This is a genomic window from uncultured Campylobacter sp., assembly GCF_938045225.1.
Classification (GTDB): Bacteria; Campylobacterota; Campylobacteria; order Campylobacterales; family Campylobacteraceae; genus Campylobacter_A.
Window position 1 is genome coordinate 1 of the sequence record NZ_CALINL010000306.1, and the last position, 7,883, is coordinate 7,883.

Sequence of the window (7,883 nt, forward strand, 5' to 3'; positions counted from 1 at the left end):
TTTCATAATATTCACTTAGTATAAAGCAAGTTGTTAGCATCGTTAATGTGGCGCGCTCCTCTAAGCTAATATTTGTATTTCTCAACATTTCAACGATTTCTAAAGCATATCTCGTCATTAAATCATAAATTTGAGAATTACTTAAACTTGTATGATATTTTACAAATCTTTTATACTCTAAGACTACTTCAGGGTCAAGATCAAGTCTTGGTTCACTGTTTTTTATCTTATATATTGTTATTGCAAGTGCAATCACCAGCGAAAGTCCACTGGTTACCTTAACCAAAACCAAAGCCGCTACCCATATCCAAATCATGTTTAATCCTTCACTATGATAATAAATTTAAAAGCAGTGCTATGCCTAAAATAAAAGTGGCATAATTTATAAAAATAGCACTCGGAGAAGTTTCAAAATACGGATTATTTAGTTTTACCAAATTCACCAATAAACAAAGAACAAGAAAAATGGCGAATAATACTCCTAAAAACATATCGCTTTTCTCCTATTTAAACATATCGGCAATGATAAAAATCAAAGAAATTACTATTGCCCACTTTGATATAAATCTAAAAATCGTTGCATAGCCGTTTACCTTTAGCGTAATGTCACGACTTGGAAGCCCCCTTAAAAAGTCTTCTTCCATTCTCACCATGGTTGCCTTATATATTGGGTTAACAAAAATAAACATTACAGAAAAAACAATCAGACAAAAAATAGCCACAATCAATCCTTTTACATTTCATTATCTCTATAGGCATAATCGCCATAGCAAGTTGATAAAGAATTATATGAGAAATAAACTTATAGAAAACTTTTCTATAGGAATGGACATGTTAAATTTACCTGAGATAACGACAGAAGAGGAAAACGAGCGGTTTTTTGATACCGTAGCTTCAAATGTAAAAAGGATGCGGCAAGAGAAAAATCTAAGCCAGCTCGAGACGGCTCTAAGTATAGGGCAGGCATCGGGCGGATTTTACGCAAATATGGAAAATAACGCACACGGCAAGCACTTTAATCTACTTCATCTTTTTAAGCTTTCAAAACTTTTTAACTGCAATATAAACGAGTTTTTTAAGGAAATAACAGAGAGCAATAAAGATAGATAAGAGTAAATTTGACGTAAAATTTAACCAAAGTATCTGGCAAATTATGACTTAAATTTTGCAAAGCGTTTTCGTATTTTAAAATCAACAAAGGCTTAAAATCAAAGCAGAATAACTCATCAAAAATAACCCAAAAAAGCGACGTAAATTCACCGCCTCATCTTTCTGCCGATTAGCGAAAAAATCACGATCACGCCGGCGATCATCACTCCCGCCTTCACGTAAAACGCCCTCCTCTCGCGCACGACTTCTGGCGAGCTGGTTTTAAGCCGTACCTTGACGCTCATGCCGCCCGCTACGATGCTTAGCGTATCGCCGGCCATGCCTTTTAGCTTCACGCTTAGCGTGTTCGTGCCGCTTTGCGCGACCGTAGGCGTCATAAAGCCCGAGGCTTTGTAAGAGTAGCGCGTCATGAGGTCGTTGCAGTCTTTGGGGCGGAAAAATATCTCGTAGGTCTTGTCTGCATCCACGCCTAGCACGTCGCCGTCGCGCGCGTCGAAATACGGATTTTGCGGCGTTTTGGTTTTAAAGCTCCATTTTATCTGCTTTACCTGCGCGCCCGCGTTTTGCGCACTTTGATTTCGCGCGCTCGCTTGCTCGTAGCTAAAAACCGCCTCGTACTGCGCGCCAAAGTCAAAAACCTCGCGCGAAAAGGCCGCAAACTGCTTGGACGAAAATTTGGAGTTTATGTCGTTGGCGCTCGTGATGACGTGCAAATTTTGGATCTTTCGCCCGTCTTTAAATATCTCGAAATCCTTAAATTTTATCTCGCTTGAGTTTGCGTTAAACTCGATGCTGACGGGATTTGCCGTGATCTTGCACTCGGGGAAGGGATCCGGGATCTCGCCACTAAAATAAGGCGTCACGGCGGTAGCGTCGGGAAATTTGACGAAAGGCTTGCTAGAGCCGGTGAAATTATCAAATTTGGCGTCTTTTATTTTTAGATTTTTATCGGCGCAGACGTTGGTATAAAACCGCCCCGCGCCCGTATCGCTCGCACCCTTAGCGCAAAATGCGTTAAGCCTAGAGTTGCCCATCTCAAAGACGAAGGCGTTAAATTTATCCTTGGACGCGAGCGCGTAGCCGACCTCGTCGACGCTCAAATTTAAAAACGCGAATCGGTGATATATCGCCGAAAACAGCCCGTCCACCGCCTCTTTAAAGTCGCTTTTATAAGCGATATTTTCAAGCACTAGAGTTGATTTGTAGCCTACGGCCAGAGCTCTATCAGCCGGAGTCGCGCCACTAAATTTCACCCGTCCCGCCGCTTCGTCGTGCCCCATGTATTCGTTTTGGGCGCTATAGTCGGCATGGTTTTTGGCGGCTTGGCTTAAAATTTGATTTGGTTTTAGACCGGAGAGTTCGGAGCCTCGGCGGTACTCGTTTAGATACGCGACCGCGTCCGAGTCGGGAACGAAAGAAAACTCGGGCTGCTTGGCGGACTTTAGCGCGGAGTCTTTACCCTGCCCGCCCAAGATATCGCAACCCGCAAGAAAAAGGGCGCAGGCTAAAAGGCTAAATTTAAGCCCGCGTTTTACAGAGTAAAATTTCAAATCCCGCGCCCTTTAAATTTAAGCCTTAGGGCCTGCTTTTGCGTATTCTACGCCCTCTTTTACGTCCTCGTAGCGTTTAAAATTCGCCTCAAACATGCTCGCTAGCTTATCGCGAGTCGCGACGTATTCGTCCTTATTTTCCCACGTATTGATCGGATTTAGCAGCTTTGTCTCGACGCCTGCTAGCTCTTTTGGGATCGCTAGGTTAAATTTTTCGAAATTTTCAAATTCACACTTTTTGATGCTACCGTCCAAGATCGCGTTTATGCACGCGCGCGTGGCTTTGATACTCATTCGCTTGCCCACGCCGTACGCGCCGCCGCTCCAGCCGGTATTTACCAGATAGACGCTGACATTGTGCTTGTCGATCTTTTCGCCTAGAAGCTTAGCGTAAACGGTCGGGTGTAGCGGCATAAACGGCTCGCCAAAGCACGCGCTAAAGGTCGCCACGGGCTCGGTAATGCCGCGCTCGGTGCCCGCGACTTTGGCCGTGTAGCCGCTTAGGAAATAATACATCGCCTGCTCTTTGGTTAGTTTTGCGACTGGAGGCAAAACGCCGAATGCGTCGGCGGTCAAGAATATTATGTTTTTCGGATGGCCGCCTGCGGAGCTTGGCTCGTAGTTGTCGATGTGATAGATCGGGTAGCTAACGCGGGTGTTTTCGGTCTTGCTGCCGTCTTTGTAGTCCACGACGCCAGCCTCATCCGCGACCACGTTTTCAAGCAGCGCGTCGCGCTTGATCGCGGCGTAAATTTCAGGCTCGCTGCTCGGGTCTAAATTTATACACTTAGCGTAGCAGCCGCCCTCGAAGTTAAATATCCCCTCATCGTCCCAGCCGTGCTCATCATCGCCGATTAGCTTGCGGTTTGGATCGGTCGAAAGCGTCGTTTTGCCCGTACCGCTTAGGCCGAAAAATAGCGCCGTGTCGCCATCCTTGCCAACGTTTGCCGAGCAGTGCATACTTAGCTTGCCCTCAAGCGGCAGCCAGTAGTTCATCATCGAGAAAATGCCCTTTTTCATCTCGCCGCCGTACCACGTGCCGCCGATAACGGCGACGTTTTCCTCGACGTTAAAGATAACGAAAACATCGGAGTTTAGCCCCTGCTCTTTGCACTCTTCGTTTTTGCATTTGCACGCGTTATAGACGACGAAATCAGGGCTAAATTTAGCTAGCTCGGCCTTGCTTGGGCGGATGAACATATTTTTTACGAAATGCGCCTGCCACGCGACTTCGGTTACAAAGCGGACCGATTTTTTACTCTTTTCGCTCGCGCCGCAAAATGCATCTTGGATAAAGATTTCCTTGCCGCTTAGCTGGGCTTTGGCTTTGGCTAAAAGCTTATCGAAAAGTTCTTTTGAGATAGGCTGATTTACCTTGCCCCAAGCGATATATTTTTGGCTCGGGTCTTGCTTTACGAAGTACTTATCCTTTGGGCTGCGACCCGTAAAGATGCCGGTATCGACCATAAAGGTACCGTTGCTTGACACGCGTCCCTCGCCCATAGCCTTTTCAAGCTCGAAAAGCTCGTCGTAGCTTAGGTTGTGGTTGATTTTTTTGATGTCTTTAAGACCCAATTTTTCTATTTCGTTTACCATTTTTCTTCCTTTTTTGGATTAAATTTTCGCTAAAATTTGACCGTTTGCTACGGTTTGTCCTTGCTGTACCTCGATAGACGTTACCAGCCCGTCTTTTGGGGCGTTTACGTCTATTTCCATCTTCATGGCCTCTAGCACGAACATCCTTTGTCCCTTTTTCACGCTATCGCCCACTGCGACTAGGATTTTAAACACGTTTCCAGGAAGCGTGCTTTTCACCGGCTCGCCGCTGCCGCCGGTCGTTTTAGCCGGAGAGAGCTCCGGAGGCGGCATGTGCGCTACGCTTGCGGGTTTTACGCTTTTTATCTCGGCTTTGCCGTCAGCGTCCGCGACCTCGACGTCAAATTTTTTGCCGTTTACGGTGACGCTGTATTTTTCGTTTATCGGAGTTTTCGCGCGAGGGGTCGGCACGCTCGTTTCGCCCGCGTTTGTCGATTTTTTTCTGATATTTACTTTGCCTTCGCCTTTTAAAAACGCGATGCCTTTTTCCTTGCACGCCGCAGCGATAAAGATATTTTCCTCGCTAGGCTCGATGCCCTCTTTTTTGAGTAGCTCGCGCGTAAATTTAAGCGACTTGCTCTCGTCTTTGTCGGCAATATCCATGGCGTGTTCTTTGGTCGGTTTTAAGCCTAAATGCTCGCTAGCTAGCTTAACCACGCTCTTATCTGGCTCCACAGGCGTCTTGCCGAAGTAGCCTAGCACCATTTTACCGTAACCCTCGGCGATCTTTTTCCACGGGCCAAACATTACGTTGTTAAACGCCTGCTGGAAATAAAACTGGCTCACAGGCGTCACGCTCGTGCCGTAGCCGCCCTTTTGTACGACTTCGCGCATAGCAAGGATGACTTCTGGAAATTTGTCCAAGATATTATTATCGCGCATCATTTGGGTGTTTGCCGTTAGCGCACCGCCCGGCATAGGGCTAAACGGGATGAGCGGGCTAACCTGCACGGCTTCGGGCGGCAGGAAATAGTCTTTCAAGCATTCGCCCAGCACGCTTTCATATTTTAGAATTTTATCCACGTCAAGTCCGCCCAGATCGTAGTTTTTACCCTTAACGGCATGCAGCATAGTTAGGATATCTGGCTGGCTGGTGCCGCCGCTAACCGGGCTTGCGGCTAGATCTATGCCGTCTGCACCAGCCTCTAGAGCGGCCATATAGCAAGCGACGCTAACGCCTGCGGTTTCGTGAGTGTGGAGTCTGATGTGGGTATTTTGCGGGAGGAGTTTGCGAGCCATTTTGATGGTTTCATACACTTTTTGCGGACTAGAGGTGCCGCTGGCGTCTTTGAAGCAAACGCTGTGATACGGGATGCCCGCGTCTAAAATTTCGCGCAAAATCCGCTCGTAAAATGCCACGTCGTGCGCGCCCGAACAGCCCGCTGGCAGATCCATCATCGTGACGACCACTTCGTGCTTTAGCCCGTGATGGGCGATACGCTCGCCAGAAAATTTTAAATTTTCCACGTCGTTTAGCGCGTCGAAGTTTCGTATCGTGGTTGTGCCATGCTTTTTAAAGAGCTTTGCGTGCAGATCGACTAGCTCGCGGCTGCCCGTGTCTAGCGTCACGGTATTTACGCCGCGGCTTAGGGTTTGCAGGTTTGCCTCGGGCCCGACGGTTTCGCGAAATTTATCCATCATCGCAAAAGCGTCTTCATTTAGGGAACTTATAAAAAAAATATTACCAAATAAAGCCTCAGAACCCGCGCCCCGCCGCCAAACTCAAAGTGCGTTATACCGGCCTCTTTAGCCGCACTAACCGCAGGCAAAAAGTCCGCCATCGCCACGCGCGCGCCGAAAACCGACTGAAAGCCGTCTCTAAAGGTAGTGTCCATAACGTCTATAAATTTTTTCGCCATTTTGCCGCCCTTTCAAATTTTAAAATTGCGTTAATTTTACCTAGTTTTAGATTAAGTGGATATAATAAAATCAAAGCATTATCACAAAAATGTTTAACAAGGGGAGCAAATGCAAGAGCGCACGCTAGAAGAGCTTTATAAAAAGCTAAAAGAATTTGATAGATTGGCCGATAAAGAGGAGTTTTTGTTTGACAAGATAAGAGACGCCGTAGAGGCGCAGGATCTGGCGTTTGCCGCGCAAATTTGCGACTTTGTTTTAAACGACGATTTTGAAAAATTCGGCGCGTTTTTAAGGACCAGAGCGCTGATGTGGCTCACGGACTATATCGTGCAAAATTCAAAAGAAAACGAGAGCGAATACCCGAATTTCGACGACTTTGTAGACTGCTTGTGGAAATTTAAATGGATCGTCTCGGGCGTCGCTCAAAGCTCCGTGATCGAAAAGGAACTCATAGACGAGGCAAACGAGGCGATGTTGTTTTACTACGAGCGCATGGAGCTCTCGCTGGCTGCCTACTACAAGGCCTTGATGAATCAAAACATCGACATGGGCGATGCTAGAGAGGCGAAGGCAAACTACGAACTGTGGAAAAAGCTCGCCAAAGACGATATGGCCGACTGCGAAGCATGCGAGGCATCGGGTGAGATCGCCTATTTAAATTTTGCCGGCGAGCACGCAGCGGCGCTGGAGCTTGCCGCGCCGATACTCTCAGGCGAGCTAACCTGTGCCGAAGTGCCTCACACGACCTACGCGCCGATACTTTTTAGCATGATTAAAACAGGCAAGATAGAAGAGGCAAAAGCCCTTTTACCCAAGGCCGCGGCGACGATCGAGTCAAATCCTCGCGTTATAAATGAGATCGCCCCGCTAATCGAGATCGCCGTTAGGCTGACGAGCGCGAGACGGCTCTAAATTTGGCGCGCAAGCACTCCGCGGCGATCCTTGAGGGCAACGACGATCTAAACGACCTGCGATTTTTCATCGCAGTTAGCGCGTTTGGCGACGAGAACGACTATAAAACGGCTTTGGAACTGGCGGGCAAATTTGACGCTAGAAACGGCAACACCTACTACTCGGACTACCTGAACGAATTTTACGCGGAGTTTGGGTTTTAGCTTTTGTAAGTCAAATTTGGCGGGTAAAATCGAAGTTGAATTTATAAAATTTGACGCGCTGAGACTTGCATCTTGAAAACTCAAAAATTTGGTTTTTAAATTTGATGGAGTTAAATTTCACGTTTTCAAGACTAGGGTCTCGGCCGGCAAAATTTAAATTTAGTCAAATTTGACCGCTCAAAACCGCCCTTAATACTCCAAATTAGCCAAAACTCGCTATAATCTCCTAAAAAATCAAAAGGAAAATTATGATACAAACTTGTTTATTTCCGGCTGCGGGCTACGGCACGAGATTTTTGCCTGCGACCAAATCGCTGCCAAAAGAGATGTTGCCGATCCTCACAAAACCGCTGATCCACTACGGCGTGGACGAGGCGCTAGAGGCCGGCATGAAAAACATGGCGTTTATCACGGGTCGCGGCAAACGCGCGCTGGAGGATTATTTTGATATCAGCTACGAGCTAGAGCATCAGATCTCGGGCACGAACAAAGAACACCTGCTCGTCGATATCCGCGAACTGATGGCGCGCTGCACGTTTTCATTCACGCGCCAAGAGAGCATGAGAGGCCTAGGCAACGCGATCCACACGGGCAAAGTCCTCGTACGCGATGAGCCATTTGGCGTGGTGCTAGCAGATGATCTGTGGATCAA

The 7,883-nt window shown here is 47.3% G+C and carries 8 protein-coding genes and 1 pseudogene; 4 read left to right on the forward strand and 5 right to left on the reverse strand.

The genetic code is table 11. The features are described 5' to 3' along the window. Both Q0200_RS11085 and Q0200_RS11090 read right to left on the reverse strand, forming a co-directional pair. Positions 1 to 316, reverse strand: a 316-nt coding sequence (locus Q0200_RS11085) for a hypothetical protein (RefSeq protein WP_297941166.1), incomplete at its 3' end; no start/stop codon positions are given. Positions 317 to 503: 187 nt separating this feature from the next. Beyond that, positions 504 to 722: a hypothetical protein gene (locus Q0200_RS11090; protein WP_297941168.1), complete on the reverse strand. Its 219-nt coding sequence runs from the start codon at positions 720 to 722 to the stop codon at positions 504 to 506. A 109-nt stretch (positions 723 to 831) separates the two neighbouring features. On the opposite strand from Q0200_RS11090, the gene Q0200_RS11095 reads away from it, so the two are divergent. Next, positions 832 to 1,110 (forward strand): helix-turn-helix transcriptional regulator, encoded by a 279-nt coding sequence (locus Q0200_RS11095; protein WP_297941178.1) that lies wholly within the window; start codon positions 832 to 834, stop codon positions 1,108 to 1,110. A gap of 146 nt (positions 1,111 to 1,256) precedes the next feature. On the opposite strand, the gene Q0200_RS11100 is transcribed toward Q0200_RS11095, so the two are convergent. The 3 genes and pseudogenes from Q0200_RS11100 to Q0200_RS11110 form a co-directional block, all read right to left on the reverse strand. Next, positions 1,257 to 2,660: a CAP domain-containing protein gene (locus Q0200_RS11100; RefSeq protein WP_297941169.1), complete on the reverse strand. Its 1,404-nt coding sequence runs from the start codon at positions 2,658 to 2,660 to the stop codon at positions 1,257 to 1,259. Between the two features lie 18 nt (positions 2,661 to 2,678). Continuing rightward, entirely contained in the window at positions 2,679 to 4,256 is a 1,578-nt protein-coding gene (gene pckA, locus Q0200_RS11105; protein ID WP_297941171.1) for a phosphoenolpyruvate carboxykinase (ATP), read from the reverse strand. A gap of 18 nt (positions 4,257 to 4,274) precedes the next feature. Continuing rightward, positions 4,275 to 6,115, reverse strand: a pseudogene (locus tag Q0200_RS11110) (biotin/lipoyl-containing protein). Positions 6,116 to 6,224: 109 nt separating this feature from the next. Here Q0200_RS11110 and Q0200_RS11115 point away from each other — a divergent pair. The 3 genes from Q0200_RS11115 to Q0200_RS11125 form a co-directional block, all read left to right on the forward strand. Beyond that, complete coding sequence (locus Q0200_RS11115; protein WP_297941173.1) at positions 6,225 to 7,028, forward strand: hypothetical protein; 804 nt, start codon at positions 6,225 to 6,227, stop codon at positions 7,026 to 7,028. A 2-nt stretch (positions 7,029 to 7,030) separates the two neighbouring features. Next, positions 7,031 to 7,231 carry a hypothetical protein gene (locus Q0200_RS11120; RefSeq protein WP_297941175.1) on the forward strand — a complete coding sequence of 67 codons (201 nt, stop codon included), beginning with the start codon at positions 7,031 to 7,033 and terminating at the stop codon, positions 7,229 to 7,231. Between the two features lie 248 nt (positions 7,232 to 7,479). Further along, positions 7,480 to 7,883 (forward strand): sugar phosphate nucleotidyltransferase (locus Q0200_RS11125; RefSeq protein WP_297941176.1); only part of this gene is annotated, 404 nt, incomplete at its 3' end.

What these genes read in the sequence shown, in the direction of transcription:
- Q0200_RS11095 (WP_297941178.1), top strand. Translation starts at nt 832, where the DNA reads ATGTTAAATTTACCTGAGATAACGACAGAAGAGGAAAACGAGCGGTTT.
- Q0200_RS11115 (WP_297941173.1), top strand. Translation starts at nt 6,225, where the DNA reads ATGCAAGAGCGCACGCTAGAAGAGCTTTATAAAAAGCTAAAAGAATTT.
- pckA (WP_297941171.1), bottom strand. Translation starts at nt 4,256, where the DNA reads ATGGTAAACGAAATAGAAAAATTGGGTCTTAAAGACATCAAAAAAATC.